Annotated in this window: 24 protein-coding genes; 19 read left to right on the forward strand and 5 right to left on the reverse strand. The window is 73.5% G+C overall.

The features are described from left to right. Positions 1 to 108 precede the first annotated feature (108 nt). Positions 109 to 837, reverse strand: a complete 729-nt coding sequence (locus tag ACIQD7_RS23790; protein WP_402444050.1) for a FadR/GntR family transcriptional regulator — start codon at positions 835 to 837, stop codon at positions 109 to 111. A gap of 89 nt (positions 838 to 926) precedes the next feature. Here ACIQD7_RS23790 and ACIQD7_RS23795 point away from each other — a divergent pair, with 89 nt between their 5' ends. The 4 genes from ACIQD7_RS23795 (at position 927) to ACIQD7_RS23810 (ending at position 5787) form a co-directional block, all read left to right on the forward strand. Then, on the forward strand, positions 927 to 2291 hold the full coding sequence (locus tag ACIQD7_RS23795; protein WP_402444052.1) for a glutamine synthetase family protein: 1365 nt from the start codon (positions 927 to 929) through the stop codon (positions 2289 to 2291). 23 nt (positions 2292 to 2314) lie between these two features. After that, the gene (locus ACIQD7_RS23800) at positions 2315 to 3670 is read left to right on the forward strand and encodes an aldehyde dehydrogenase family protein (protein WP_402444053.1); all 1356 of its coding nucleotides are present in this window, start codon (positions 2315 to 2317) and stop codon (positions 3668 to 3670) included. A 5-nt stretch (positions 3671 to 3675) separates the two neighbouring features. Further along, a complete protein-coding gene (locus ACIQD7_RS23805) occupies positions 3676 to 4461 on the forward strand; it encodes a 3-oxoacyl-ACP reductase (protein ID WP_121828697.1) in 786 nt (261 codons plus the stop codon). A gap of 69 nt (positions 4462 to 4530) precedes the next feature. Next, positions 4531 to 5787: a haloacid dehalogenase-like hydrolase gene (locus ACIQD7_RS23810; protein ID WP_402444056.1), complete on the forward strand. Its 1257-nt coding sequence runs from the start codon at positions 4531 to 4533 to the stop codon at positions 5785 to 5787. 5 nt (positions 5788 to 5792) lie between these two features. Here the strand turns inward: ACIQD7_RS23810 and ACIQD7_RS23815 are convergent, their stop codons facing one another. Then, complete coding sequence (locus ACIQD7_RS23815) at positions 5793 to 6995, reverse strand: amino acid deaminase/aldolase (RefSeq protein WP_121828699.1); 1203 nt, start codon at positions 6993 to 6995, stop codon at positions 5793 to 5795. Positions 6996 to 8177: 1182 nt separating this feature from the next. On the opposite strand from ACIQD7_RS23815, the gene ACIQD7_RS23820 reads away from it, so the two are divergent. Genes ACIQD7_RS23820 through ACIQD7_RS23830 form a run of 3 tightly spaced genes read left to right on the forward strand, consistent with a single transcriptional unit; the run spans position 8178 to position 10942 of the window. Beyond that, on the forward strand, positions 8178 to 8984 hold the full coding sequence (locus ACIQD7_RS23820; protein WP_402444058.1) for a hypothetical protein: 807 nt from the start codon (positions 8178 to 8180) through the stop codon (positions 8982 to 8984). Continuing rightward, entirely contained in the window at positions 8981 to 10162 is a 1182-nt protein-coding gene (gene mycP, locus ACIQD7_RS23825) for a type VII secretion-associated serine protease mycosin (protein WP_402444060.1), read from the forward strand. The genes ACIQD7_RS23820 and mycP overlap by 4 nt, the downstream gene beginning before the upstream one ends. 45 nt (positions 10163 to 10207) lie before the next feature. Continuing rightward, the gene (locus ACIQD7_RS23830; protein WP_402444061.1) at positions 10208 to 10942 is read left to right on the forward strand and encodes an SseB family protein; all 735 of its coding nucleotides are present in this window, start codon (positions 10208 to 10210) and stop codon (positions 10940 to 10942) included. Positions 10943 to 11046: 104 nt separating this feature from the next. On the opposite strand, the gene ACIQD7_RS23835 is transcribed toward ACIQD7_RS23830, so the two are convergent. Next, positions 11047 to 11424 (reverse strand): DUF1844 domain-containing protein, encoded by a 378-nt coding sequence (locus ACIQD7_RS23835; RefSeq protein ID WP_030214668.1) that lies wholly within the window; start codon positions 11422 to 11424, stop codon positions 11047 to 11049. Between the two features lie 354 nt (positions 11425 to 11778). On the opposite strand from ACIQD7_RS23835, the gene infC reads away from it, so the two are divergent. From infC to pheT, 7 genes are all read left to right on the forward strand, one after another. Continuing rightward, positions 11779 to 12423 carry a translation initiation factor IF-3 gene (gene infC / locus ACIQD7_RS23840; protein WP_402444214.1) on the forward strand — a complete coding sequence of 215 codons (645 nt, stop codon included), beginning with the start codon at positions 11779 to 11781 and terminating at the stop codon, positions 12421 to 12423. A 123-nt stretch (positions 12424 to 12546) separates the two neighbouring features. Beyond that, complete coding sequence (gene rpmI, locus ACIQD7_RS23845) at positions 12547 to 12741, forward strand: 50S ribosomal protein L35 (protein ID WP_015032399.1); 195 nt, start codon at positions 12547 to 12549, stop codon at positions 12739 to 12741. Positions 12742 to 12847: 106 nt separating this feature from the next. Then, positions 12848 to 13234: a 50S ribosomal protein L20 gene (gene rplT, locus ACIQD7_RS23850; protein WP_019884941.1), complete on the forward strand. Its 387-nt coding sequence runs from the start codon at positions 12848 to 12850 to the stop codon at positions 13232 to 13234. A gap of 253 nt (positions 13235 to 13487) precedes the next feature. Next, positions 13488 to 14327, forward strand: a complete 840-nt coding sequence (locus tag ACIQD7_RS23855) for an RNA methyltransferase (RefSeq protein WP_121829038.1) — start codon at positions 13488 to 13490, stop codon at positions 14325 to 14327. A gap of 93 nt (positions 14328 to 14420) precedes the next feature. After that, on the forward strand, positions 14421 to 15650 hold the full coding sequence (locus tag ACIQD7_RS23860) for an ATP-binding protein (protein ID WP_402444064.1): 1230 nt from the start codon (positions 14421 to 14423) through the stop codon (positions 15648 to 15650). Positions 15651 to 15807: 157 nt separating this feature from the next. Next, complete coding sequence (gene pheS, locus ACIQD7_RS23865) at positions 15808 to 16935, forward strand: phenylalanine--tRNA ligase subunit alpha (RefSeq protein ID WP_121829036.1); 1128 nt, start codon at positions 15808 to 15810, stop codon at positions 16933 to 16935. Next, on the forward strand, positions 16935 to 19463 hold the full coding sequence (gene pheT, locus ACIQD7_RS23870; RefSeq protein ID WP_402444066.1) for a phenylalanine--tRNA ligase subunit beta: 2529 nt from the start codon (positions 16935 to 16937) through the stop codon (positions 19461 to 19463). The genes pheS and pheT overlap by 1 nt, the downstream gene beginning before the upstream one ends. A gap of 195 nt (positions 19464 to 19658) precedes the next feature. On the opposite strand, the gene ACIQD7_RS23875 is transcribed toward pheT, so the two are convergent. Continuing rightward, positions 19659 to 19949, reverse strand: a complete 291-nt coding sequence (locus ACIQD7_RS23875; protein ID WP_402444068.1) for a hypothetical protein — start codon at positions 19947 to 19949, stop codon at positions 19659 to 19661. Between the two features lie 94 nt (positions 19950 to 20043). Beyond that, positions 20044 to 20451 (reverse strand): hypothetical protein, encoded by a 408-nt coding sequence (locus tag ACIQD7_RS23880; RefSeq protein WP_402444070.1) that lies wholly within the window; start codon positions 20449 to 20451, stop codon positions 20044 to 20046. Between the two features lie 91 nt (positions 20452 to 20542). Between ACIQD7_RS23880 and ACIQD7_RS23885 the strand changes: the two genes are divergently transcribed. From ACIQD7_RS23885 to ACIQD7_RS23905, 5 genes are all read left to right on the forward strand, one after another. Next, complete coding sequence (locus tag ACIQD7_RS23885) at positions 20543 to 21010, forward strand: DUF4240 domain-containing protein (RefSeq protein WP_402444216.1); 468 nt, start codon at positions 20543 to 20545, stop codon at positions 21008 to 21010. A 259-nt stretch (positions 21011 to 21269) separates the two neighbouring features. Next, a complete protein-coding gene (locus ACIQD7_RS23890; protein WP_402444072.1) occupies positions 21270 to 22790 on the forward strand; it encodes a serine/threonine-protein kinase in 1521 nt (506 codons plus the stop codon). Positions 22791 to 23223: 433 nt separating this feature from the next. Further along, a complete protein-coding gene (locus ACIQD7_RS23895; protein ID WP_402444074.1) occupies positions 23224 to 24291 on the forward strand; it encodes a PP2C family protein-serine/threonine phosphatase in 1068 nt (355 codons plus the stop codon). 397 nt (positions 24292 to 24688) lie between these two features. After that, positions 24689 to 26029, forward strand: a complete 1341-nt coding sequence (locus tag ACIQD7_RS23900) for a transcriptional regulator (RefSeq protein WP_402444217.1) — start codon at positions 24689 to 24691, stop codon at positions 26027 to 26029. A 142-nt stretch (positions 26030 to 26171) separates the two neighbouring features. Then, positions 26172 to 26702, forward strand: a complete 531-nt coding sequence (locus ACIQD7_RS23905) for an NUDIX hydrolase (protein WP_205613797.1) — start codon at positions 26172 to 26174, stop codon at positions 26700 to 26702. The last annotated feature ends 55 nt before the right edge of the window (positions 26703 to 26757 follow it).

Raw genomic sequence — 26757 nt, forward strand, 5'->3', positions numbered from 1 at the left:
AACGGGACCAATGGATTGAGGCCATACCTTTGCGTCGGCCGCCGGTGCGGCGCAACCCCCGTGCGTTACTTTCGGGTTACGGGGACCCGGCCGGCCCGGCCCCCGCCCTCACGTCAGGAAGCCCCGCAGCAGCGCCGCCGTGCCCGCGCAGTGCTCCCGCATCACCTCGCGCGCCGCGTCCGCGTCCCCGTCGAGGACCGCCTCCACGAGCGCGGTGTGCTGGTGCTGGGAGTGCTCCAGGTTCCGCACGAGCAGCGGGATGCAGTCGAGCAGGTCGTTCACGGTCGCCCGGACCGCCGCGTACTGGGCCGTCAGGGTCGGCGAGCCGGACAGCTCCGCGAGCGTGAGGTGGAGCAGGGTGTCCTGGCGCCGGTAGTCGCCGAGCGGGGCGTCGTGGGTCGCCGCGAGGGCGGACCGCAGCCGCCCGGAGCCCGCCGCGTCGAGCCCGTGGGCCGCGCAGAGCCCGGCGGCCCCCGCCTCCAGGACCTCCCGGAAGCGCAGGGTGTCCTCCATGTCGACCGAGGCGATTCGGCGGCGCAGCTCGTCCTCGTCGCCGGTCCGCGTCCGGGGCAGCACGAACGTCCCGCCGTACCGGCCGCGCCGGCTCTCCACGAGCCCCTGCTCCTGGAGGACCTTCAGGACCTCGCGCAGGGTCACCCGGCTGATCCCCATCCGGTTGGCCAGCTCCCGCTCGGCGGGCAGCCGCTCCCCGTCCGGCACCAGACCGAGCCGCACCACCTGGAGGATCTGCTCCAGGGCCTCCTCGAATCCGTTGCCCGCCCGCACCGGCCGCAGCACGGGCGTCAGCCGGTCCGCCGATTCACTCGTACTGGCCACGTTCTCGTTTCCTTTCCGCCGGCACTTCCCAAGCAATGGTCTTCCGCAATACCTTATGGCTTCCGGCAGGCCGAAGGAGGAGCAATCCCGTGGCAGACCGCACACCCCCGCTCGACGTCGAGGGGCTGCGCGCCCTCGTCGCGAGCGGCGAGATCGACACCGTAGTCCTCGCCTTCCCCGACATGCAGGGCCGGCTCCAGGGCAAGAGGTTCGCCGCGCAGTTCTTCCTGGACGACGTCCTCGGCCACGGCACCGAGGGCTGCAACTACCTCCTGGCCGTCGACACCGAGATGAACACCGTCGACGGCTACGCGATGTCCTCCTGGGACCGCGGCTACGGCGACTTCGCCATGCACCCCGACCTCGCCACCCTCCGGCGCCTCCCCTGGAACGAGGCCACCGCCATGGTGACGGCCGACCTCGCCTGGGGCGACGGCACCCCCGTCGTCGCCGCGCCCCGCCAGATCCTGCGCCGCCAGCTCGAACGTCTCGCGGAGCACGGGCTCACCGCGCACGTCGGCACCGAGCTGGAGTTCATCGTCTTCAAGGACACCTACGAGCAGGCCTGGGACGCGAACTACCGCGGCCTCACCCCCGTCAACCAGTACAACGTCGACTACTCCGTCCTCGGCACCGGACGCGTCGAACCCCTGCTGCGCCGCATCCGCAACGAGATGACCGCCGCCGGACTGACCGTCGAGTCCGCCAAGGGCGAGTGCAACCCCGGACAGCATGAGATCGCCTTCAAGTACGACGAGGCCCTCGTCACCTGCGACCGGCACGCCGTCTACAAGACGGGCGCCAAGGAGATCGCCGCCCAGGAGGGCTACTCGCTCACCTTCATGGCGAAGTACAACGAGCGCGAGGGCAACTCCTGCCACATCCACCTCTCCCTCCAGGACGCCGAGGGCACGAACGTGATGGCCGGGGACGACGAGCACGGCATGTCCGCGACCATGCGGCACTTCCTCGCCGGACAGCTCGCCGCCCTCCGCGACTTCTCCCTCCTCTACGCCCCCAACGTCAACTCCTACAAGCGCTTCCAGCCCGGCTCCTTCGCCCCCACCGCCGCCGCCTGGGGCCACGACAACCGCACCTGCGCCCTCCGGGTCGTCGGCCACGGCCGCTCCACCCGCTTCGAGAACCGCCTCCCCGGCGGCGACGTCAACCCCTACCTCGCCGTCGCCGGCCTGGTCGCCGCCGGTCTCCACGGCATCGAGCAGCGCCTCGAACTGCCCGAGCCCTGTACGGGGAACGCCTACGCCGCCGACTACGCCCACGTCCCCACCACCCTGCGCGAGGCCGCCGACCTCTGGGAGACCAGCGAGATCGCCAAGGCCGCCTTCGGCCCCGAGGTCGTCGCCCACTACCGCAACATGGCCCGTGTCGAACTCGACGCCTTCGACGCTGCGGTGACCGACTGGGAACTGCGCCGCTCCTTCGAACGCTTGTGAGGCGAACGCTAGTGAGGAAAGAGTTGCTCCAGGTACTGAACCCGGCGACCGGGGAAGAGGTCGCCACCGTCGAGGCCTCCACCCCCGCCGACGTCGACGCCGCCGTCACCCGGGCCGCCGCCGCCCAGCGCGGCTGGGCCGCCGCCGCGCCCGCCGACCGCGCCCGGCTGCTTCGCCGCTTCGCCGCCGCCGTCGACGAACACGCCGAGGAACTGGCCCGGTTGGAGGTCACCGAAGCCGGCCACACCATCGGCAACGCCCGCTGGGAGGCCGGAAACGTCCGCGACCTGCTCGAATTCTCCGCCGGGGGAGTGGAGCGCCTCAACGGGCGCCAGATTCCGGTGGCCGGCGGCCTCGACGTCACGATCCTCGAACCCCTCGGGGTCGTCGGCGTCATCGCGCCCTGGAACTTCCCCATGCCGACCGCCTTCTGGGCCACCGCGCCGGCCCTCGCCGCCGGCAACGCCGTACTCCTCAAGCCGGCCGAGACCACCCCGCTCACCGCGCTCCGCCTCGCCGAACTCGCCCTGGCGGCGGGCCTGCCCGAAGGGCTCTTCCAGGTCCTCCCCGGCACCGGCCCGGTCGCCGGGAACGCCCTCGTCGAACACCCCGGCGTCGCCAAGATCGTCTTCACCGGCTCCACCCGGGTCGGCAAGTCCATCATGGCCAAGTGCGCGGAACGGGTGAAGCGGGTCACCCTCGAACTCGGCGGCAAGAGCCCCAACATCGTCTTCGCCGACGCCGACCTCGAAGCCGCCGCGGCCGCCGCCCCGATGTCCTTCCTCGACAACAGCGGCCAGGACTGCTGCGCCCGCACCCGCATCCTCGTCCAGCGGAGCGCGTACGACCGCTTCCTGGAGCTGCTCGCCCCCGCGATCGAGGAGATCGTCGTCGGCGACCCCGCCGACGAGCGCACCCAGATGGGCCCCCTCATCTCCCGCGCCCAGCTCGACCGCGTCCGCTCCTACGTCCCCGACGACCTCCCCGGCATCCGGGGCAAGGCCCCCGAGGGCCCCGGCTTCTGGTTCCCGCCGACCGTCCTCACCAGCCTGCCCGAGGACGCCCCCTGCGCCGTCGAGGAGATCTTCGGACCCGTCGCCGTCGTCCTCCCCTTCGAGGACGAGGCCGACGCGATCCGGCTCGCCAACGCCACCGAGTACGGCCTGTCCGGCTCGATCTGGACCCGGGACGTCGGCCGCGCCCTGCGCGTCTCCCGCGCCGTCCGCGCCGGCAACCTCTCCGTCAACTCCCACTCCAGCGTCCGCTACTGGACCCCGTTCGGCGGCTACCAGCAGTCCGGCCTCGGCCGCGAACTCGGCCCCGACGCCCTGACCGCCTTCACCGAAACCAAGAACGTCTTCATCAGCACGGAGGCCTGAACCGCATGACCACCGAAGAGATCATCTGCCGCCGTCTGGTCGGCCGCACCGCCGTCATCACCGGCGCCGGCAGCGGCATCGGCCTCGCCACCGCCCGCCGCCTCGCCTCCGAGGGCGCGAACGTCGTCTGCGGCGACATCGACGAGACCGCGGGCAAGGCCGCCGCCGAGGAGGTCGGCGGCACCTTCGTACGGGTCGACGTCACCGACCCCGAACAGGTCGAGGCGCTGTTCAAGACGGCCTTCGACACCTACGGCTCCGTCGACATCGCCTTCAACAACGCCGGCATCTCGCCGCCCGACGACGACTCCATCCTGGAGACCGGCCTGGAGGCCTGGAAGCGCGTCCAGGACGTCAACCTCACCTCCGTCTACCTCTGCTGCAAGGCCGCCCTGCCCTACATGCGCCGCCAGGGCCGGGGCTCCATCATCAACACCGCCTCCTTCGTCGCGATCATGGGCGCCGCCACCAGCCAGATCTCCTACACCGCCTCCAAGGGCGGCGTGCTCGCCATGTCCCGCGAGCTGGGCGTCCAGTTCGCCCGCGAGGGCATCCGCGTCAACGCCCTCTGCCCCGGGCCCGTCAACACCCCGCTCCTCCAGGAGCTGTTCGCCAAGGACCCCGAGCGGGCCGCGCGCCGCCTCGTCCACATCCCCGTCGGCCGCTTCGCCGAGGCCGACGAGATCGCCGCCGCCGTCGCCTTCCTCGCCAGCGACGACTCCTCCTTCGTCAACGCCACCGACTTCCTCGTCGACGGCGGCATCGCGGGCGCGTACGTGACGCCCCTCTAGCAGCCCACCCCTCCGACAGCCGGGCGTCGCGAGGCGCCCGGCTGTCCGCGTACCGACAGGAGCGTGTCCGTGAACCACCGTCTCCGCACGTCCGCCGCCGCCGTCGCGCTCGCCCTCGCCGCGACCCCCCTCGTCCCGGCCGTCCCGGCACAGGCGAAGCACCGCCCGTGCCCCACCCTGACCGTCTCCACCGGCTGGTACGGCGACAACAAGGCCCGGCTCGACCGCCTGATCGCCGACCACTGCGCCGACGCGAGGAGGAAGGGGGAGAAGCCCCTCGCCGTCTTCGACTGGGACAACACCGTCATCAAGAACGACGTCGGCGACGCCACCCTCTACTGGCTCCTGCGCAATGACCGCGTCCGGCCGCCCCGGAACGACGACTGGTCCACCACCAGCCGCCACCTCACCCCCGCCGCCGCGACCGCCCTGCGCGCGGCCTGTCCCGCCGGCGGGCGCACCCTGCCCACCGCCACCGACACCCGCTGCGCCGACGAGATCCGCTCCGTCTACTCCGACGGAGCCACCACCGGCGGCGCGGCCGCCTTCGCCGGCTTCGACCACCGCCGCACGGAACCCCAGTACGCCTGGCTCGCCCAGCTCCTGCGCGGCTGGACCACCCGCGAGGTCGAGTCCTTCGCGGCCGCCGCCCGCGCCGAGAACCTCGCCGCCCCGCAGGGCGCCACCCAGCGGGTCGGCACCGCCCGCGTCACCGGCTGGATCCGCCACTACGACCAGCAGCGCGACCTCATCCACACGCTCCGGCGGGCCGGCTTCGACGTCTGGATCGTCTCCGCCTCGCCCGAACCCGTCGTCGACGTCTGGGCCCGGGGCATCGGGATCGACCCCGCGCACGCGATCGGCATCCGCAACACCACCGAGCGCGGCCGCCTCACCTCCCACTTCAAGGGCTGCGGCACCGTCCGGGACGGCGAGGACACGATGATCACCTACATCGACGGCAAGCGCTGCTGGATCAACCAGGAGATCCTCGGCGTCCGGGGCCCCGCCGCCGAACGCGTCCAGCCCGCCTCCCGCCGCCAGGTCCTCGCCGCCGGGGACTCCGACACCGACGTCTCCTTCCTGCGGGACGCCACGGGCCTGCGCCTGGTCCTCAACCGCAACAAGGACGAACTGATGTGCCGGGCGTACGAGAACGGCGACGGGCGCTGGCTCGTGAACCCCCTGTTCATCGAGCCGAAGGCCCGCAAGACCACCCCGTACCCCTGCGCCACCACCGGCTACACGGCGGACGACGGCACGGCCCGGCCGGTCCGCCGGGCCGACGGCAGCGTGATCCCGGACCAGGATGACACCGTGTACTAGGGCGGCTACAAGAAGGTGCGGCCCTCGCCCCGGTACGTGGGCACGGTCGCCGTGATCCGGTCGCCCTCGACCAGGTGCAGGCTCTCGAACCGCTCGCACAGCTCGCCGGCCTTCGCGTGCCGGAACCACACCTTGTCGCCGATCCGCAGGTCGTCGGCCGGCGAGCCGAGCAGCGGGGTCTGCACCTCGCCGGCCCCCTCCTGCGGGTCGTACCGCAGCCCCTCCGGCAGGTACGGCACGGGCAGCCGGTCCGGGCCCGCCGCCCCGGAGGCCGGGTAGCCGCCGCCGAGGACGGTCACCACGCCCATGCCCGGCCGCCGGACCACCGGCTGCGCGAAGAGCGCGGCCGGGCGCCCGCTGAAGGACGTGTAGTTGTCGAAGAGGCGCGGCACGAAGAACCCCGAACCGGCGGCGATCTCCGTCACCGCGTCCTCGGCGGCCGTGTGCTGCACGCTGCCGGTGCCGCCGCCGTTCACGAACTCCAGGTCCGGCGCCACCGCCCGCACGGCCCGCACCACGGCCGCCCGGCGCTCCGCCAGCTCCCGGCGGGCGGCGGACTGCATCAGCCGGATCGCCCGCGACCGCAGCGGCCGGCCCGCGACCGCGTCCCCGACCCCCGCGACGTGCCCCTCGTACGCCATGATCCCGACCAGCCGGAAGCCCGGGCGGCGCACCACCGAGCGGGCCAGCTCCGCCAGCTGGGAGGGCTCCCGCAGCGGGGAGCGGCGGGCGCCGACCCGGATCCGGCCGCCGAGCAGGCTCAGCGCGGTGTCCAGCTCCAGGCAGACCCGGACCTCCTCCGTGCCGCCCGCGCGGGAGGCGTCGATCAGGTCCAGCTGCGCCACGTCGTCCACCATCACGGTCACGGCCGCGGCCAGCTTCGGGTCCCGCGCCAGCTCCCCGAACCCGGCGCGGTCCGCCGACGGGTACGCGAGGAGGACGTCCTCGAACCCGGCCCGGGCCAGCCACAGCGACTCGTCCAGCGTGAACGACATGATCCCGGCGAAGCCCTCCCGCGCCAGCGCCCGCTCCAGGAGCGCCCGGCACCGCACGGACTTGCTCGCGACCCGGACGGGCTTGCCCCCGGCCCGGCGCACGAGGTCCGCCGCGTTGGCGTCGAAGGCTTCGAGGTCGACGATCGCCACGGGCGCGTCGAGGTGAGCGGTGGCCCGGTCGTAACGGGCCCGGTCGCCGGCACGGGGAGTCATGGCCCGAGCTTGCCAGACAGGTTTACGGGTGGGTAGCCCCTGAGTTCCCGCGCGGCCGGGAACAGCCCGTAGAGTGACGGGCATTGTCGACACGAGCGGGAGACGGGGATGACCAGCGAGCACCGCCCCCCGCCCTCCCGCATCACCGACCTCCTCCCGCCCCACCCCGACGCGCCCGTCCCCCCGGCCCACCCGGGCCCAGACGCCCCTGCGGGCCGGACACAGGACGCCCCTGCCGGGGCCCCTGCCGCCTCCCGTCCGGCGACGGCGGGCACTTCCGGGACTCCTGCCGCCTCCCGCCCGACGACGGCGGGCACTTCCGGGACTCCTGCCGCCTCCCGTCCGGCGACAGCGGGTACTTCCGGGGTCCCTGCCGCCCCTCGTCCGGGGACGGCCGCTGCTTCCGGGGCTCCCGCCGCCTCCCGCTCGGCGACGGCCGGCATTTCCGGGGCTCCCGGCACCCCCCGCCCGGCGACGGCAGGCGCTTCCGGAACCTCCGCCGTCCCTCGTCCGGCGACGGCCGCCGCTCCCGGGGCCCCCGCCGCCCCCCGTCCGGCGACGGCGGGCGCTTCCGGAACCCCTGCCGTCCCTCGTCCGGCGACGACCGCCGCTCCCGGGGCCCCCACCGCCCCCCGTCCGGCGATGGCGGGCGCTTCCGGAACCTCCGCCGTCCCTCGTCCGGCGACGACCGCCGCCCCCGGAGCCCCCGCCGCCCCCCGTCCGGCGGCGCCCGGCGCCGACCCGCTCACCGTCGAGACGGCGGCCCGCCTCCGCCCCGCCCGCTCCACGGCCCCCGCACCCCCGCAGGGACGGCCCGGCCCGGCCCCCGCGCCGCCGCAGGCGCCCCCGTCCCGCCCGGGGCCCACGCCTCCCGCCCCGGGGCCGGGGCCGTCCGCGTCCCCGCGGACCACCCCGCCCCGGCCGTCGTCCCCGCCTCCCGTGCCCGTACGGCCCGCCCGCCCGGCGTCCGGCCCGCCCGCACCGCCGCAGGCGCCCCCGGCCGCGCCCTCCGTACCGCCGCAGGGACGGCCCGGCCCGGCGCGCCCGGCACCCGCCCCGCCGCAGGCGACCCGGCTCCGTCCCGGCGCGCCTTCGCCGGGCCCGGTGCTCCCGGGCTCTCCTTCGTCCGCCCCGGCGCAAGCCGCCCCCGCGCACTTCACCTCCTCCTACGGCCGTGCCACCGTGCCGCCCGAAGCGCCCGTCGAGATCACCACGCGGCTGCGGCCCGTGCGGGACCGGAGGAGCGCCGGGCGGACGGCCGTGGTCGCCGCCTGCGCCGTGCTCGGGTTCGGGCTCATCGGCGGCGCCCTCGCCGGGGTGTGGCTGGCGGCCTCCGAGCCCGGGAAGCCCGCCGAACCCGCCGGGTACGCCGATGCCCGGGAGCTCTGGCACAACGCCCCCGTCGACGTCCTCTTCCCCCGTACCCTCGCGGGCCCCGGCGCGGGCCCCGGCTCCGCCGCCCGCACCTGGACCCGGATCGTCGTCGCCCCGGACGCCGCCTGCTCGCCCGCCGTCCTCGCCCAAGGCCTGCTCGCCACCGTCGAGCCGCTCGGCTGCGAACGCGTCCTGCGCGCCACGTACACCGACGCCACCGCCAGCAGCGTGATCACCGTCGGCCTCGTCTTCACCCGCGCCGACGCGGCCGCGCAGCGCACCCTCGGCCAGGGCCTCACCGCCCGCCTCGGCCAGGACGTCCCCCCGGCCCTCCCCGGCCCCTCCACCGTCGCCGCCCGCTTCGGCGACCGGCAGCGCGCGAGCTGGTGGACGAGCGCCCCCGCCGACCTCCCCGTCGTCGTCACCGCCGTCTCCGGCTTCGCCGACGGCCGGACCGTCGACGCCCCCCAGCCCGCCGACCGGGCCATGGCCAAGGGCCGTACCGACGCCGTCGCCCAGTCCGGCCTCGGCCACGAGGCCAAGGGCATCACCGAGCACCTGGAGCGCCTGCTGCGCACGACCGCCACCGCGGCGGCGAAGGAGAAGACCCGGTGAACCGATCCGCCCGCCGACACGCGCGCGGCGGCGCGGCCGTCCTGCTCGCCGCCGCCTTCTCCGTCCTGCCCGCCACCACCGCGCCCGCGCACGCCGACACCATCCGGGCCCGGCAGTGGGGCCTCGAAGCCCTCCACACCGACGAGGCCTGGCGCACCACCGAGGGCGAGGGCGTCACCGTCGCCGTCCTCGACACCGGCGTCGACGCCGACCACCCCGACCTCGAGGGCTCCGTCCTGCCCGGACACGACCTCATCGGCTTCGGCGCCGAACGGGGCGACCGCGCCTGGGCCCGGCACGGCACCGCCATGGCCGGGATCATCGCCGGGCACGGCCACGGCCCCGACGGCGGCAGCGGCGTCCTGGGGATCGCCCCCGAGGCCGAGATCCTCCCCGTACGGGTCATCCTGGAGTCCTCGGACAAGGCCCGCGACAAGGCCCGCAAGAGCCGGGGCACCGCCCTCGCCGAGGGCATCCGCTGGGCCGCCGACCACGGCGCCGACGTCATCAACCTCTCCCTCGGCGACGACTCCGAGTCCGCCCACCCCGACGCGGGCGAGGACGCCGCCGTCCAGTACGCCCTCTCCAAGGGGGTCTCCGTCGTCGCCTCCGCCGGGAACGGCGGCGAGAAGGGCGACCACGTCTCGTACCCCGCCGCCTACCCCGGCGTCATCGCCGTCACGGCCGTCGACCGCTACGGGACCCGCGCCTCCTTCTCCACCCGCCGCTGGTACGCCACCGTCAGCGCCCCCGGCGTCGACATCGTCATCGCCGACCCCGACCGCCGCTACTACGAGGGCTGGGGCACCAGCGCCGCCGCCGCGTTCGTCTCCGGCGCCGTCGCCCTCGTCCGGGCCGCCCACCCCGACCTCACCCCGGCCCAGATCAAGACCCTGCTCATCGACACCGCGCGCAGCCGCCCGAAGGACGGCCGCAGCGACGCCAAGGGGTACGGGACGGTCGACCCTGCCGCGGCGATCGAGGCGGGCGCCCGGCTGAAGGGCGGCGACCCGAAGGACACCGCCGCCGGCTACCGGGGCCGCTACTTCGGCCCCGGTCCCGTCGCCGCCGCCGAGGAGCCCCGCTCCTTCGGCCTGCTCGCCCCGCTCCTCGGCGGCCTCGGCGCCCTGCTCCTCCTCACCGCCGTCGTGCTCCGGCGCGCCCACCGCACCGGCTGACACCCGGCGGGCCGGGCGCACCCGCCCGGCGGCTAGGCTCGGGGCGTGGCGCTCAAGAACATCCCGGACCCCGGTTTCTCCGAAGACGACGGCACCGCCGACCCGCGGCTCACCGAGGCCCTCGCGGCCTGGGCGCAGGACAGGACCGCCCACGGCCCCGTCCTCGAAGCCCTGCGCGACGCCCGGCTGCTCGTCCCCGTCGTCGCCGTCCTCGGCGAGGTCGAGACCGACGAGAACGGCCTGCGCCGCGAGAAGACCAGCGACATGGCGGTCCCCACCCTCACGGCCGGCGACCGGCGGGCCCTGCCCGCCTTCACCTCGACCGCCTCGCTCGCCCTCTGGGACCCGCAGGCCCGGCCCGTGGCCGTCCCGCTGCACCAGGCGCTCCAGGCCGTCGCGCACGAGAAGGCGGACACGCTCCTCCTCGACCTCGCGGGCCCCGTGCCCTACCAGGTCACCGGCCCGGCCCTGCTCGCCCTCGCCGAGGGCCGCACCAGCGCCGACCCGCTCGACGACCCCGCCGTACGGGAGGCGGTCCGGGCCGCCGTCGCCGCCGAGCCCGCCGTGCTCCGCGCCCACCTGGGCCCCGGCACCGCCGACGGCACCCTCGCCCTGGTCCTCGCCGGGGACGCGTCCCCGGCGGAGGCCGCCCAGGGCGTGGCGCGCGCCCTGGCCGCCGACGAAACACTGAGGGCCCGCCTGGTGCGGGGCCTCGACCTGGCACTCCTGCCGGCCTCGGCCACGCCTCCGGGCGAGCCCTTCTACGTACGGAACGCGTAGGGGTACGGGTCCTGGCCGTACCCCCGTGACGGGTCCTGGCCGTACACCGGCCCCGTGGCTGTTGTCTTCCGGGGGGGGCGACCCCCGTACCCCCGTGACAGGTCCTAGCCGTACACCGGCCCGGTGTACTTCTCGCCCGGTCCCTGGCCCGGCTCGTCCGGGATCAGGGAGGCTTCGCGGAAGGCGAGCTGGAGGGACTTCAGGCCGTCCCGCAGGGGCGCCGCGTGGAAGGAGGAGACCTCCGTCGCGCCGGCGTCGAGCAGACCCGCGAGCGCGTGCACCAGCTTGCGGGCCTCGTCCAGGTCCTTGTGCTTGTCGCCCTCCTCGGTGAGCCCGAGCTTCACCGCGGCGGCGCTCATCAGGTTGACGGCGACGGTCACGATCACCTCGACCGCCGGGACCTCGGCGATGTCGCGGGTCATGGCTTCGAAGTCGGGGGTGTCGGAGGAGTCGGGGGACTCGTTCTGGGGCGTCTCGCTCATGCCCCACACGATATGCCGGTCTCCGGTTAGCGGAGACCGGCGGGTCCTGCTAACCTTGTGTAACGACCGGCTGGACACGTGTGTGCCCAGCCCACAAGTGGAGGCTCCGTACTCCCACCCGACCGCCCTCAGGGGTGGCGGGTCACCGGTCAGGTGGCGCCCATCGTTCCGTACGGACGATGGAGCCGCCCGATGCGCGCCCCGCGGTTGACCGCGGCGGTGCTCCGGTATTCCCCTGGAGCCCCGCCTGTGTCCCGTCCGGGGCATTTTTCATGTACCGGCTCGGTTGGTCTCAGAAACAGACGTTACGCGTCCGTCCGCCAGGCGGTCGCGTGGTGCTACCGAGGAGGATCCATCAGCGCCGAGCCCCGCATCAACGACAGGATTCGCGTTCCCGAGGTGCGACTTGTCGGACCCAGCGGCGAGCAGGTCGGGATTGTTCCGCTTGCCAAGGCCCTGGAGCTCGCACAGGAGTACGACCTCGACCTGGTCGAGGTCGCGGCGAACGCCCGTCCGCCCGTGTGCAAGCTCATGGACTACGGGAAGTTCAAGTACGAGTCGGCCATGAAGGCCCGTGAGGCGCGCAAGAACCAGGCGCACACGGTCATCAAGGAGATGAAGCTCCGGCCGAAGATCGACCCGCACGACTACGACACCAAGAAGGGTCACGTCGTCCGGTTCCTCAAGCAGGGCGACAAGGTCAAGATCACGATCATGTTCCGTGGTCGTGAGCAGTCCCGCCCCGAGCTCGGCTTCCGGCTGCTGCAGCGGCTGGCGTCGGACGTCGAGGAGCTTGGCTTCATCGAGTCCAACCCGAAGCAGGACGGCCGGAACATGATCATGGTTCTCGGTCCGCACAAGAAGAAGACCGAGGCCATGGCCGAGGCGCGTGAGGCCCAGGCCGCACGCAAGGCCGAGCGCCAGGGCGTCACCGCCGAGGAGACTTCCGAGGCTCCGGCACCCGAGGCCGAGGCTCCGGCCGAGACCCCCGAGGCGTGACCCGAGGGGCTGCCACCCAGGCAGCCCCGGGCCCCGCCCGGACCCACCAAACGAAGAATTGACGCTCCCGGACGTCCGGTGCCCGCACCGGGGGGAGCGCCACTGACGAGGAGATACGGCGCGATGCCGAAGAACAAGACGCACTCCGGTGCCAAGAAGCGCTTCAAGGTCACCGGCTCCGGCAAGATCCTGCGCGAGCGCGCCGGCAAGCGCCACCTGCTCGAGCACAAGTCGTCCAAGCTGACCCGTCGCCTCACCGGCAACGCGGAGATGGCCCCGGGCGACGCGGCCAAGATCAAGAAGATGCTGGGCATCTGATCTGATCACCCGCCCTCGGCGACGAGGGCCACCGGCCAGGTCCGGGACCCATTCGTTTTTCGGGTCGTGTGAGTCCAACCACGACCCCGCTACAAGGAGTTAACAAGTGGCACGCGTCAAGCGGGCAGTCAACGCCCACAAGAAGCGCCGGGCGATCCTCGAGCAGGCCTCCGGCTACCGCGGTCAGCGTTCGCGCCTGTACCGCAAGGCCAAGGAGCAGGTCACCCACTCGCTGGTCTACAACTACAACGACCGCAAGAAGCGCAAGGGCGACTTCCGTCAGCTGTGGATCCAGCGCATCAACGCCGCTGCCCGCCTGAACGGCATGACGTACAACCGCCTCATCCAGGGTCTGAAGGCCGCCAACATCGAGGTGGACCGCAAGATCCTCGCCGAGCTGGCCGTCAACGACGCCAACGCGTTCGCCGCGCTGGTCGAGGTCGCGCAGAAGGCCCTCCCGGCCGACGTCAACGCCCCGAAGGCCGCCGCCTGATCTTCCAGGCCCGCAGTACTTCCGCCCGGACCCGCAGACGCCCACGCGCCTGCGGGTCCGGGTGCGTCGGCCCCCCGAACCATCCGGCCCGCGCCGTACCCGCACCCGTGGCGCGCCCGCGCGCGTGACGCGTCCTCGTTCGTGTCCGCACCCACGCGCGCGTGTCCGTGCCGTACCGGACCGCGACCGTCCCAGGTCCCCGCAGCCCCGGCCTCCGTAGCCCCCGGCCCCGAAGAGAGAACCGCCGCACGCCATGGTCACCCCCGAGCTGATCTCCCCGCGTTCCCCGCGCGTCGTCGCCGCCCGACGGCTCGCCAAGCGCAACTTCCGGGGCAAGGACCGCCTCTTCATCGCCGAGGGCCCCCAGGCCGTCCGCGAGGCCGTCGAGCACCGGGGACCCGGCGGGGAGCCCACCCTCGTCGAGCTGTTCACCACCGTCGAGGCCGCCGAGCGGTACGACGCCATCGTGGACGCGGCCCGCGCCGCCGGGGCCCGCGTCCACCACGCCTCCGACGCCGTCCTCGCCGAGGTCTCCCAGACCGTCACCCCGCAGGGGCTCGTCGGCGTCTGCCGGTTCCTCGACTCGCCGTTCGAGGAGATCGTCGCGGCCCGCCCCAAGCTGGTCGCCGTCCTCGCGCACGTGCGCGACCCCGGGAACGCCGGCACCGTACTGCGCTGCGCCGACGCGGCCGGCGCCGACGCCGTCGTCCTCACCGACGCCTCCGTCGACCTCTACAACCCCAAGTCCGTGCGCGCCTCGGTCGGTTCGCTCTTCCACCTGCCGGTGGCCGTCGGCGTCCCCGTCGAGCAGGCCGTCGCCGGACTCAAGGCGGCGGGCGTACGGATCCTCGCCGCCGACGGGGCCGGGCGTGACGACCTCGACGACGAGCTGGACGCCGGCACCATGGGCGGGCCCACCGCCTGGATCTTCGGCAACGAGGCCTGGGGGCTGCCCGAGGAGACCCGGGCCCTCGCCGACGCCGTCGTCCGCGTCCCGATCCACGGCAAGGCGGAGAGCCTCAACCTCGCCACCGCCGCCGCGGTCTGCCTGTACGCCTCCGCCCGCGCCCAGCGCCCCCGAACCTCTCCCTGAGAGACGCCCGGAAGGGCCCATTCCGCCCCGCCCGCCCAGTAGAGTGACGCACTCGGGGGCCCACTGCGCTACACGGAGGGGTGGGGAACGGGGATGACGGCCGGCACGGACAGTCCCGCACAGGCACGGAGCGACCGACCGCACGCCCCGAAACCCTCCACCCCGACCGACCCACCGGAGGCCCCACCCTCCACCGGCCCCGCCGGAACGACCGGCCCGGCCGACCCCGGCGACTCCACCACCTCCGCCGACCCCGTCGGCCTCGGCTTCGCCGGGGTCCACCCCGACGACCTCCCCGACGGTCTCGTCGTCGCCGACGCCACCGGCCGGGTCGTCTGCTACAACGCCGCCGCCGCCCGCATCACCGCCGTCCCCGCCGACCGGGCCCTCGGGCTTCCGCTCGACCGGGCGCTGCCCCTGGAGGACCTCAAGGGGCGTCGCTGGTGGGCGCTGACCGACCCGTACGGCGGGCTCGCCACCCGCAGCGGACAGCCCGAGCGCAACCTGCTGCTCCCCGGCGGCCGCGAGGTCCTCGTCTCCGCCCGCTACGTCCGCGAGCACCCCACGGGCCCCGTCCGCCGGGTCGTCGTCTCCCTGCGCGGCACCGAGGCCCGCCGCCGCACCGAGCGCAGCCACGCCGAGCTCATCGCCACCGTCGCCCACGAGCTCCGCTCCCCGCTCACCTCCGTCAAGGGCTTCACCGCCACCCTCCTCCACAAGTGGGAGCGGTTCACCGACGAGCAGAAGCGGCTGATGCTGGAGACCGTCGACGCCGACGCCGGCCGCATCAAACGGCTCATCGCCGAACTCCTCGACATCTCCCGGATCGACTCCGGCCGCCTGGAGGTCCGCCGCCAGCCCGTCGACATCGCGGCCGCCGTCGGCCGGCACGTCCACGCCCACACCACCGGCGGCCAGTCCCCGGACCGCTTCTTCGTACGGATCAGGCCCCAGCTGCCCCCGCTCTGGGCCGACCCCGACAAGATCGACCAGATCCTCGGGAACCTCCTCGAAAATGCGGTGCGCCACGGCGAGGGAACCGTCACCATCGAGGTGGCACCCACCACGGCGGGCGACGACGGAGAAGAGGGGACGGAGGTCACCGTGAGCGACGAGGGCCCCGGCATCCCCGAGGAGTCCATGAGCCGCGTCTTCACCCGCTTCTGGCGGGGCAGCAAGCGCGGCGGCACCGGTCTCGGCCTCTACATCGTCAAGGGCGTCGTCGAGGCCCACGGCGGAACCATCACCGTCGGACGGGGCCCCCGCGGCGGGGCCGAGTTCCGATTTATCCTGCCCGTCGGCACCCCGGCCCACCTCCTCTGACGTCTCGCCCCGCGAGACCGCAGACGATCAGGAGGCGCCCGGCCCGCCCACGGGCTCATTCGCGTCCCCCCACCCCGTTAGACTCGACCTTTGGCACGTTTGCGCCCTTGACGTCGAGCGGGGCCGCCCAGCCAAGCCAACGGAAGCACGGGAAGAGATGTCCGCACCCAATAAGTCGTACGACCCGGTTGAGGTCGAGGCACTGAAACCGGAAGAGATCGAGCGTATGCGGGACGAGGCGCTCGCCGCCTTCGCCGCCGCGGACGATCTCGACGCGCTCGCGCACGCGAAGACCGCGCACACCGGTGGCACCTCGCCGCTGGCGCTCGCCAACCGGGAGATCGGTGCCCTGCCCCCGCAGGCCAAGGCCGCCGCGGGCAAGCTCGTGGGCCAGGCCCGCGGCGCCGTCTCCAAGGCGCTCGCCGCCCGCCAGACCGAGCTGGAGGCCGAGCGCGACGCCCGCGTCCTCGTCGAGGAGGCCGTCGACGTCACCCTGCCGTACGACCGCGTCCCGGCCGGCGCCCGCCACCCGCTGACCACCCTCATGGAGCGCGTCTCCGACGTCTTCGTCTCCATGGGGTACGAGGTCGCCGAGGGCCCCGAGGTCGAGGCGGAGTGGTTCAACTTCGACGCCCTCAACTTCGTCCCGGACCACCCGGCGCGCCAGATGCAGGACACCTTCTTCGTCGAGGGGCCGGAAGGCACCACCGGCGACGAGTCCGGCGTCGTCCTGCGCACCCACACCTCCCCGGTGCAGGCCCGCACGCTCATCGACCGGGAGCCCCCGGTCTACGTCGTGTGCCCCGGCCGCGTCTACCGCACCGACGAGCTCGACGCCACGCACACCCCGGTCTTCCACCAGATCGAGCTGCTCGCCGTCGACGAGGGCCTCACCATGGCCGACCTCAAGGGCACCCTCGACCACATGGTCCAGGCGCTCTTCGGCCCGGACATGAAGACCCGGCTGCGCCCGAACTTCTTCCCGTTCACCGAGCCGTCCGCCGAGATGGACATGCTCTGCTACGTCTGTCGCGGCGAGTCCGTCGGCAACCCGGACCGGCCCTGCCGCACCTGCGGCAGCGAGGGCTGGATCGAGCTCGGCGGCTGCGGCATGGTCAACCCGAAGGTGCTCGTCGCCTGCGGCGTGGACCCCGAGAAGTACAGCGGATTCGCCTTCGGGTTCGGCATCGAGCGGATGCTGATGTTCCGCCACAACGTCGAAGACATGCGAGACATGGTCGAGGGTGACGTCCGGTTCACCCGGCCGTTCGGGATGGAGATCTGATGCGGGTCCCGCTTTCTTGGCTGCGGGAGTACGTCGACCTGCCGGCGACGGAGACCGGCCGCGACGTCCAGGCCAAACTCATCTCCGCGGGCCTCGAGGTCGAGACCGTCGAGCAGCTCGGCGCCGGCCTGTCCGGCCCGCTGGTGGTCGGCAGGGTCCTCACCATCGAGGAGCTGACGGAGTTCAAGAAGCCCATCCGCTTCTGCACCGTCGACGTCGGGCAGGCCAACGGCACCGGCGAGCCCCAGGAGATCATCTGCGGCGCCCGGAACTTCGCCGAGGGCGACAAGGTCGTCGTGGCCCTGCCCGGCGCCGTGCTCCCCGGCGACTTCCGGATCGCCGAGCGCAAGACGTACGGCCGCGTCTCCCGGGGCATGATCTGCTCCGGCGACGAGCTCGGCATGGGCGACGACGGCTCGCACGGCATCATCGTGCTGCCGCCGGAGCACGAGGTCGGCACCGACGCCACGGTCCTCCTGGAGCTGTTCGACGAGGTCCTCGACATCGCCGTCACCCCGGACCGCGGCTACTGCCTCTCGATGCGCGGCGTCGCCCGCGAGACGGCCACCGCCTACGGCCTGCCGCTGCGCGACCCGGCGCTGCTCGACGTGCCCGCGCCGAACTCGTACGGCTACCCGGTCCAGATCACCGACCCGATCGGCTGCGACCGCTTCACCGCGCGCACCGTCGTCGGCCTGGCGCCCGAGGCCCGCTCCCCGATCTGGCTCCAGCGCCGCCTCCAGAAGGCCGGAATGCGCCCGATCTCGCTGGCCGTGGACGTCACCAACTACGTGATGCTGGAGCTCGGCCAGCCGCTCCACGCCTACGACCGCACCCGGCTCGACGGCCCCATCGGGGTCCGCCGCGCCGAGCCCGGCGAGAAGATCACCACCCTCGACGGCACCGTGCGCGTCCTGGACGCCGCGGACCTGGTCATCACCGACAACCGCGGCCCGATCGGCATCGCGGGCGTCATGGGCGGCGCCAACACGGAGATCGCCGACCCGGTCACCGACCCGGAGACCGGCGTCGTCACCGGCACCTCCGAGGTCGTCGTCGAGGCCGCGCACTTCGACGCGATCTCGATCGCCCGCACGGCCCGCCGCCACAAGCTGGCCTCCGAGGCGTCCAAGCGCTTCGAGCGCGGCGTCGACCCGCAGGCTGCCGCCGCTGCCGCGCAGCGCACCGTCGACCTGCTCGTGCTGCTCGCGGGCGGCACGGCCGAGGCCGGCGTCACCGAGGTCGTCGCCCCGTCCGCGCCCCGGACGATCGTCATCCCGGCGGACCACCCGGACAAGGTCGCGGGCGTCGCCTACGGCCGCGAGACCGTCGTCCGCCGCCTCCAGGAGGTCGGCTGCGACGTCTACGGACAGGACGAGCTGATCGTCACCGTCCCCTCGTGGCGGCCCGACCTCAACGAGCCGAACGACCTGGCCGAAGAGGTCATCCGCCTGGAGGGCTACGAGAACCTGCCCTCCACGCTGCCCAAGCCCCCGGCCGGCCGCGGGCTCACCGAGCGCCAGCGCGTCCACCGCCGGGTGGGCCGCGCCCTGGCCGGCGCCGGCTACGTCGAGGCGCTGAACTACCCGTTCATCGGCGAGCAGGCCCTCGACAACCTCGGCCTCGACGCGGACGACGCCCGTCGCCGCCTGGTGAAGCTGGTCAACCCGCTCTCGGACGAGGAGCCCGCGCTCCGTACGACGCTGCTCCCGGGGCTGCTCGGGGCGCTGCGCCGCAACGACAGCCGGGGCGGCCACGACCTGGCGCTCTTCGAGACCGGCCTGGTCTTCCTGGCCGGGGAGCGGCCGGGCGTCGCCGTCCGCCTCGGCGTCGACCGGCGCCCCACGGACGAGGAGATCGCCGAGGTCAACGCGGCCCTGCCCGCGCAGCCCCGGCACGCCGCCGTCGTGCTCGCCGGTGCGCGCGAGCAGGCGGGCTGGTGGGGCAAGGGCCGCCCGTCCGACTGGGCGGACGCGGTCGAGGCCGCCCGCACGGTCGCCCGCGAGGCCGGAGCCGAACTGATCGTGCGCCAGGGCCAGTACGGCCCCTGGCACCCGGGCCGCTGCGCCGAGCTGCTGGTCGTCGTCGACGGCGAGGAGCGCACGGCGGGTCACGCGGGCGAGCTGCACCCGCGCGTGGTGAAGTCCTTCGGCCTGCCGGCCCGGACCAGCGCGATGGAGCTCGACCTCGACCTGGTCGAGGCGGCGTCCGGGGGCCCCCTCAAGGCCCCCCGGATCTCCTCCTTCCCGGTCGCCACCCAGGACGTCGCCCTGGTCGTCGCCGACGGCGTCCCGGCCGCCGAGGTCGAGGCCGCCCTGCGCGAGGGTGCGGGCGAACTCCTGGAGTCCATCCGGCTGTTCGACGTCTACACCGGCGACCAGCTCGACGAGGGCACCAAGTCCCTGGCCTACGCCCTCAAGTTCCGCGCCCCGGACCGCACCCTGACGGTCGACGAGGCCACCGCGGCCCGCGACGCGGCCGTCACCCTCGCGTCCGAGCGCACCGGCGCCGTCCTGCGCGGCGCCTGACCTCGCAGCGGCACCCAGCGGCACCAGGAGGGCCGCCCCGGGAGAACTCTTCCCGGGGCGGCCCTCCGCCGTTTCCGGAAACGGCGACATCCGCTGTGCGCGTTCGCCCACCGAGCCACGGCCGGAAGCGGACCCCCGTCACGGCGAACCGCGTACGGCCGCCGTCGACTCCTGCGACAACCGCGAAGGATCCGCTCACTCCTCGTCGCTCCGCTCCAGGACCAGGCCGACGGACCCGCCCTCCAGCCCGTTGCCGCCTTCGAGATGCAGATGCGCCCCGTTCGTAACTCCTTCGCCGGCCAGTACCAGAAGATGCCCGGCAAGCGTTCTGAGGCCCGCGGCATTCGCCTCGATGACGACCTCGGCCCTGAGGTTCCGCACCTCGATCCGGGCGTCGGCGTCCCAGGAGAAGCGGAGCCCCGTGCCCTCGACGACGACGGTGACGTGAGTGCTCTCGATCGGCGCCGAGCCGGTTCCGGAAGTCATGGAGCCCATGATGCCGCCCCACGGAAAGGTCCCCGGAGGCCGGGAACTCGGACCCGCGCACGCGGCGGACGGGCAGAAGCTCGGGAAGCCGCGGTCACCAGTCGCGCCACGCGTCCGTGATCTCGGCACGATCGATGCCCCTCCTCGCCGCCAGAGCGGCCACGTCCACACCGTGCTCACCCAAGGTGAGATCGATGTACTCGCACAGCTGCTCCCGCTCTTCGGTGCAATAGCCGACGCCACCGTGGCCGTCGTCGCAGGCGACGACGTTGAGCGCGAGAACGACCCTCTCGACCACCCCGAAGACCTCGTCGTCGGAGGGCTCCGCCAACGTACGCATCTCCGCCTCGAACGTCTCCAGCGCCGAGTCCGTCGCCCTCAGCAAGGATTCGGGGTACGCCTCCGCCGCGCCGGCGCACTCGGGTTCGGAAATCCCGGCGGCGACCTCGCGAGCCATCTCCGCCATCCAGGCACGCCAGTTCTCGGGGGGTCTCTTCGCCATGACGAGAAGGTACGCCAGAGCACGGACAATCCCGGTTCGGTCGCGCGTCCTCGTCGATGTCGGACCCCCATGCCATCCTGCGCCCGTGAGAATGACATGGGCCGACTTCTGGGTACTGATAGCCACCTTGGACGGCAAAGCGACCCAAGAGAGCTGCCGACACCTCGCCGAAGAGCTGAGCCGCCGCCCCGTCCCCGACATCATCGGCTTCGCGGAACGCCATGCCGAGGCCCTCTACCGCCTGGACCAGGAGAAGTTCGGCACCCTCCCCGTGATCGACCTGACGGACCGGGACGGCAGCCCGTTCCCGCAGTCGTCCGACACGTTCCTGTACGCACGCTGTGCCGTCGTGGCCGCGGGCCGAACCGTTTGGGAGAGCGTCTTCTTCGACGTCGACGGGTTCGCTCCGTACACCTCCACCGAGTACGACGGTGAATGGCTGCTGTACGTACCGGACCAGGCGTACGAGCTGGCCACCGGTGAGAAGTGGAACCGCTTGACCCGGTACTGCTACGAGACCTGCTCCAACCGGGACGGGTGGCCGCACCTGCGGGACTGAGCCGAGCCGCCGCTGCCCGGCCGATCGCTCCGGAAAGCCGTGATCGGGGTGACGGAGCCGCCCGCCTGCCGGACCGTGCAACGGGCGGGCTGCGAAAACCCGCAAAACGTCCGGCAGGCCGACCAGGACGGTTACGGTGCTGCTCGTCCCGATCGGTGCTCTTGGAGGTTCGTTGCCCACACGTGTCCAGCCCGCCCGCCCCGGTGACCCCAGCCGCATAGGCCCTTATCGGATCATCGGTCGCCTGGGTGCGGGCGGAATGGGAACCGTCCATGCCGCTCTTGACCCCGCAGGGCGCCGAGTCGCGCTCAAGCTCATTCATCCGGCGCAGGCCGACGACGGCGAGTTCCGCGCACGGTTCAAGCGAGAAGTCGCGCTGTCCCGGCGGGTCTCCGGTCCGTGTCTGGTGGCGTTGCTCGACGCCGACACCGACGTCGGCCATCCCTGGCTGGTCACCGAGTACGTCTCCGGTCCCACACTCGGTCAGCGTGTCGCTGCGGACGGTCCGCTGACCGGGGCGCAGCTGTACGCCTTGGCGGCGGGCACAGCGGCGGCACTGGCGGCCATCCACGAGGCAGGGGTGGTGCACCGCGACATCAAACCGGCCAATGTGATTCTGGCGCCGTCCGGCCCGCGGGTGCTCGATTTCGGTATCGCCCACGTGCTCGACGGCACCTCTGTGACCCGTACGGGCGTGATGACGGGCACCGCCGGCTGGATCAGCCCCGAGTACTACCGAACCGGTACGGCAGGCACCGCCGGCGATGTGTTCGCCTGGGGAGCTCTGATCGCGTACGCCGCGACAGGCCGCCTGCCGTTCGGCACCGGAGCCCCGGACGTGGTGGCTTTCCGCGTGATGTCCGGCCAACCCGATATCGCCGGCGTGCCTGACGACCTGCTCGCGGTGGTGACGTCGTCGCTGGCCAAAGAACCCGGCGATCGACCCACCCCCGCCGTTCTGGCGGAGAAGTGCATCGCTCTGCTCGCCGCCCAGACCACCAGTGTCCTGCCCCTGAACGCGGACACGCCCACCGTCGTCGGGGACCTCGTGGCTGCCCACTGGGACATGCCCGCTCAGGACGACCCTGCATGGACGCTCGCCCGACGACGCCCCCTCTGGCATCGCGCCGGGTTCCTCGCCGCCGTCGGCCTCATGGCATTCGCCGTGACGCTGGGTGCCGCCTACGTGATGCGCGGACAGCATCCGACCACTACTCCGGCGTCTCCCACGACGGTGAACAGCGGCGGCCGGTCGGCCCCGGTTTCGGTGTCGCCGCCGACCGGTGCTCTGCCCGGTGCCAAGGCATCGGCCACATGCCTACCCGTCACCTACAAGCTTCCGGACGGCGAATCGAGCTGTGAATCCAAGGAAGACATCTGCACGGACGGTGCGCCGTGGTACGTCTCCGACATCAACGCCCTGTGCGGCGAGCGGTCTTCCACCCGGGTCGTGCACCTCGTTTCCCAGCCGGAAACCGGCGGCGATCCCGGTACGGCGTTCTGTGTCGCCTGGACCGGCGAAGGAAAAGGAACCGATCGCGACGGCGCGCTTCTCCTGAATGCCCCTGGCTATCAGTGCGGCGCCACTCTCGTGGGAGCCGTCGACGGACAAGCCGTGCACCTGGACGGCGAGTCGGTTGTTTTCTACGACTCTCCCCAAGACTGCATATCTTCTTATCCGGGAACACGTCTGACCTACCCGGCGATCCTCGACTACAGCCGTCTCGACGCCGGGACGCCACCGGCACACGTCTGCCTGCTGGAACATGCCGGTGCCTGACGTGCGGTCGGCAGGGATCGGATGCGGTACCCCCTTCTTCCGGTGCCCCGCCTCGCCGTGAGTCCCTGCGCCGTCGGGCGCGTCCCAGCTCGTGTCGCACCGGAAATCTTCCGCCGTTCGTGCTCCTCCTGAGGGGATCGCAACCCCCTTCATCGATTGACGGGAATCTCGTACGGCGATCTCGCGCAGGGCGGTGGGTACGGCGATGCCTACCGTCCCCGAAGTGCGCACACCTTCACGAGAATCGCGCGTCCGTGCCGATGGCGCGGCCCTGGCGGAGGGCGGCGCGCCGGGGGTGGTCACTCCTTCGGGTGAGATCGTCCGGGGGTGTTCCGCGGGGGTGGGCGCGGTCGGGAGAATCGACGCGGCCGCAGGGGCGGACCTGCGTGTCGCAGGGCCTTCGGGCACTGTCGGGGCTCGGGAAGGGTCGTGCATGATCCGTACGAGGTCGTTGGACTCCGATGGCTCCCGGCTCCGCCGGCTGGCCCCGTTCGCTCTTCCCGCCGCCTGGGGCGCGGTGGCCGTGGCGTGGAAGTTCGCCTGCCCGCCGGCCAGGGAGCCGGGGCTGCCGATACGGATCGCCACCAGCGTCGTCTTCCTCTCCGTCGGCATCGGTCTCGTCCTCGGCGTCCGGCGCGGGCTCGCCCAGGAGCTGGCGCGGGCCCGGGCCGTCGCGGCCGCCACCCAGCGGGTGCTCCTGCGGCCGCCGCCGGGCCGGCTCGAAGGACTGAGCCTGGCCGCCGGGCAGCTCTCCGCCTCCCGGGGCGCGTCCGTCGGCGGGGACCTGTACGAGGCGATGGCCACCCCCTACGGGGTGCGGATCGTCATCGGGGACGTCCGGGGCCACGGGCTCGCCGCGCTCGGCGCCGTGGTCGCGGTGCTCGGCAGCTTCCGCGAGGCCGCCCACGACGAGCCCGAACTCGCCGGAGTGCTCAGGCGGTTGGAGCGGGCCCTGGAGCGGCACCTGCGGGAGCGGGCCCGGGACGAGCACCCGGCGCGGGCCGGGACGGACCCCGAACACCCGGCGGCGGAGGAGTTCGTGACCCTGCTGCTCCTGGAGGTCGCGCCCGACGGGCGGCTCTCCGTGTTCAACTGCGGTCACCCCGGCCCGTACCGCCTCGGCCGGGAGGCGGAGCGGCTGCCCGTCGGGGACCCGCTGCCCCCGCTCGGCGTGCTGCCGCTGCCCGCCGGCCTCGCGCCGTACACCGCCGCCCGGCTGCTGCCCGGCGAGACCCTCGTCCTGCACACCGACGGCGCGGAGGAGGCCCGGGACCATCGGGGCCGGTTCTTCGCCCTCGACGCCGCCCTGGCCGGGCCGCCCGGCGAGGCGCCCGCCGCCCTCGTCCGCCGGGTCCACGCGGAGCTGCTGCACCACACGGGCGGCCGGCTCGCCGACGACGTCGCGCTCCTCGTCGTACGGAACGACCGTGCCAGGGTGCCGGCGCAGCCCGCCGAACCCGGGCTGCGCCGCCCCCGGCCCGCCCCCTCCTCCCACTGTTGAGCGGAGGGGGACGGGACCGGCGCCGCCCGCCCCGCCACGGAGTGTCGGGCAGATCAGCGGGGCGGGCGACGCGGACCGGGCGGCCGCACTGTACGAGGGGGAGCCGGCGGCCCGGTCGTCGCCTTGCGGCGAGAAGCACAGTCAACCGGGGGCGGGACGGGCGCGGCAGAGCGCACGGGCCGGGAGAACGGGTGCTTCGTTCACACCCCGTGCGAAATCCCCGTGCCCGACCTCTCGTGCGGGACACCGTGTCGGAGCTTTCGGGTGAGACCCCCGACCCCCTCCGCGCGTACACCCCGTGCACGCGATTCCCCCCGTACGGGGCCACTCGCGCCACTTCGCCCCGTACGAAATCGGCCACCGCTACGCTGAGTTCACCGAGCGGACCGGAGTGGCCATGCAGCCCAACACCTTGCTCGACGCCCTGCTCGACGAAGCGGGCGTCTCGCACGCCGGCCTCGCCACCCGGGTGAACCGGGCGGGCCGGGCCAGGGGACTCGCCCTGCGCTACGAACACACCGCCGTGGCCCGCTGGTTGAAGGGCCAGCGGCCGCGCGGCCAGGTGCCCGACCTGATCTGCGAGGTGCTCGCCGCCCGGCTGCACCGGCAGGTGACCCTGGACGACATCGGCCTCGGAATCCCGGGCGGCCCGGCCCCGGCGACCGGTTCGCCGCTCTCCGGCTTCGTGGAGCGGGCGGCCGCCCTCTGGCGCTCCGACGAGCAGCAGCGGCCGCACATCGTCTCCGCACCCGCCCTGACCGGCACCCCCGCCGTGATGCCCGTGTGGGAGTGGGAGAACCCGCCGGAGGACGTGGACGTCTCCCGTACCGGCAGGACCGCCGTCTCGGCGGCCGACATCGCCGTCCTGGTCGCCGCCCGGTCCCACTACGAGCAGATGTACCGCAAGGCCGGCGGCGTCGCGACCCGGGCCCGGATCGTCGGCTTCCTCACCGCCGAGACGGCGCCGCTGCTCCGGGGCACGTACAGCGACGCCCTCGGACGGCGGCTGCACCGCGCCGCCGGCGGCCTGGTGGCGGTGGCCGGGATCTGTGCCTACGACGCCGACGCGCACGGCCTGGCCCAGCGCTACTTCCACCAGGCGCTGCGGCTCGCGAAGGCGAGCGGGGACCGGGGGCTCGGCGCGTACGTGATCGCGCTCCTCGTCAACCAGTCGCTGTTCACGGGGGAGTACCGGCAGGCGGTGGCGTTCGCGGAGGCGGCGCTGCGGGCGGCGGGGCCGGGGATCACCCCGGCGCTCGCCGCCGACCTGACGGCGATGCAGGCGAAGGCGTACGCGCACCTGGGCGACGGCGCGACCGCCCTCGCCTGCATCCGGCGGGCCGAGGCGGCGGCGGAGCGGATCAGTCCGGGCGACGAGCCCGCCGAGACGGGCTATGTGCAGCCGGGGCTCGTCAACGTGCAGATCGCGGAGGCCCTCCTCGGTCTGGGCGACCTTCCGGCGGCCCACGAGCACGCCACGGTGGCGGTCGGCGCCCCCTCGCACGACCGGGGGCGGGTGCACCGGCTCGCCATGCTGTGCCAGGTCCAGCTGCGGCGGGGGGAGGCCGACGGGGCGGCGCACACGGCCGTGGAGATGACGGAGCTGGCGCGCGGGATGGAGTCGCGCAGGCTGCGGGACCGGCTGCGGGAGGTGCGGGAGCACCTGCTGGCGAGCGGTGCGCAGGACGCGCGGGAGGCGGCGGCCCTCATCGACGGGGCGCTGCGCGTTCCCCTCTGACGCCGCCCCTGCCCGCTGCCCCTCGCCCGATCCCTTTCGGCCTTCTCCGATCCCTCCTGATCCCTCCTGATCCCCTTTCGGTCTCCAACTGCTGCGATATTGCCACCGAACAAGCTCCGACCAGTCGGAAGGTGGCAAGAACGTGCAGTGGACGAAACGGAGCGAACGCTCCGTCTATGAGAACCGTTGGTTCCGAGTGAACCTCGCGGACGTCGAACTCCCGGACGGCCGCCACCTGGACCACTATCTGATCCGGCTCCGTCCGGTCGCCGTCGCGACCGCCGTCAACGAGGCCGACGAAGTCCTGATGCTCTGGCGCCACCGCTTCATCACCGACAGCTGGGGCTGGGAACTGGCCGCCGGCGTGGTCGAGGACGGCGAGGACGTCGAGTCCGCCGCCGCCCGCGAGATGGAGGAGGAGACCGGCTGGCGGCCGGGGCCGCTGCGCCACCTCCTCACCGTCGAGCCCTCCAACGGCCTCACCGACGCCCGCCACCACCTCTACTGGGCGGAGCGGGCCACGTACACCGGTCCGCCCGAGGACGCGTTCGAGTCCTCGCGGCGGGCCTGGGTCCCGCTGAAACAGGTCCCCGACATGATCGCCCGGGGCGAGGTCCCGGCCGCCAACATGGCCGCCGGGCTGCTGATGCTCCACCATCTGCGCCTCGGCTGAGCCGGGGCCGGGAAAGGCCGGACGGCCCGTACCTGTGCGGGAGTACGGGCCGTCC

Source organism: Streptomyces sp. NPDC093071 (assembly GCF_044754545.1).
GTDB lineage: Bacteria > Actinomycetota > Actinomycetes > Streptomycetales > Streptomycetaceae > Streptomyces.